The sequence below is a fragment of the Cellulomonas fimi genome, assembly GCF_028527925.1.
Classification (GTDB): domain Bacteria; phylum Actinomycetota; class Actinomycetes; order Actinomycetales; family Cellulomonadaceae; genus Cellulomonas; species Cellulomonas fimi_C.
In genome coordinates, this window is the sequence record NZ_JAPESW010000106.1 from 1 (window position 1) to 1,647 (window position 1,647).

The window sequence follows — 1,647 nt, forward strand, 5'->3', positions numbered from 1 at the left end:
GAGCTCCCCGTCCACCGCGACCCCGCCCAGACCGCGGCCGCCGTCGTCGAGGCGCTGGACGCCTGACGTCGCCGACACGCGGACGGCCCCGGCCCCGCGCGTACCGAGTTCGTCAGCTCATGCCGAGTTCGTGAGCTGGAGCAGACGAACTCGGCACCGACCAGCGAACTCGGCGGATGACGGGAGCGGGAGCGCGGAGCCGACCGCAGGGACGGGACCGGAGCGGCGCGGTGAGACGGTGCTGGACGGGACAGGGACGGGTGCCTCGGGCGACGTAGGGTGGCGGCGATGTCCGTGCTCGTCGACACCACACCCCTGCGGGTCAGCCCGGCGTTCCGGCGGCTGTGGTGGGGCCTGTCCGTGTCGAACCTCGGCACGCAGCTCACGGTCGTCGCCGTCGGGCTCCAGGTGTACGCCCTCACCGGGTCGACGTTCTCCGTCGGCGTCCTCGGCATCTGCGCGCTGGTCCCGCTCGTGGTGTTCGGGCTGTACGGCGGCGCGATCGTCGACCACTACGACCGCCGCCGCGTCGCGCTCGTCGCGTCGCTCGTCGCGTGGACCGTGGTGCTCGGGCTCGCGGTGCAGGCGTGGCTCGGCAACGAGCACGTCGGCCTGCTGTACGCGCTGGTCGCGGTGCAGTCCGCCGCAGGCGCGGTGAACAGCCCCGCGCGGACCGCGATCATCCCGCGCCTGCTCGACCCGACGCTGCTGCCCGCCGCGAACGCCCTGCAGACGACGGGCTGGAACGTCGCGCTCACGGTCGGCCCGCTGCTCGGCGCCGGGCTGGTCGCCGCGTTCGACTATGCGGCCGCGTACACGCTCGACGCCGTCCTGTTCACGTTCGCGCTGGTCGCGCTGCTGCGGCTGCCCCCGGTCCCGCCCGAGCCGTCGTCGGTCCGTCGCGCGCGCGTCGGGCTGGGGTCGGTCGTCGACGGCCTGCGCTACCTGGGCACGCAGCGCAACGTCCGCATGACGTTCGCGGTCGACCTCGTCGCGATGATCACGGCCTCGCCGCGCGTGCTGTTCCCCGCGGTCGCGATCCTCTACCTCGGCGGCGGCGAGACCACGACCGGCGTGGTCAGCGCCGCGGCCGCCGTCGGCGCGGTGCTCGCGGGCGTGTTCTCCGGCGCCCTCGTGCACGTGCGCTGGCAGGGCCGGATCATCACGCTCGCGATCGTCGTCTGGGGCCTCGCGATCGCCGCGTTCGGCGCGGTGCTCGTCACGGTCGACGCGACCCGGCCCGACCAGGTGCTGTGGGGCGCGCTCGCGCTCGCGGTCCTCACGCTCGTCGTCGCGGGTGCGGCGGACGCGATCTCGGCGGTGTTCCGGCAGAGCATCCTGCAGACCGCGACGCCCGATGACATGCGCGGTCGCCTCCAGGGCGTCTTCGTGGTCGTCGTCGCGGGCGGTCCGCGGCTCGGGGAGCTGCTGCTCGGCGGGCTCGCGACGCGCGTCGGCGAGGGCTGGACGGCCGTGATCGGCGGCCTGACGTGCGTCGTCCTGGTGAGCGTCCTCGTGCGCGTCCAGCAGCTCGTGCCGCCCGCGCGGCTCACCGAGGGCCTCACCTGGGTCGGCACGTCGCTCGGCGTCGGGGTCTCGTTCGGGTCGTCGATCGCGGGTGCGCGCATCGACGCCGACGGGTCGCAC

General features: G+C 74.7%; 1 protein-coding gene. It reads left to right on the forward strand.

The window, feature by feature from the left end:
• Positions 1-288: 288 nt before the first annotated feature.
• Positions 289-1,647: MFS transporter (locus OMK64_RS19920; RefSeq protein WP_272730091.1), on the forward strand; the 1,359-nt coding region annotated here is incomplete at its 3' end.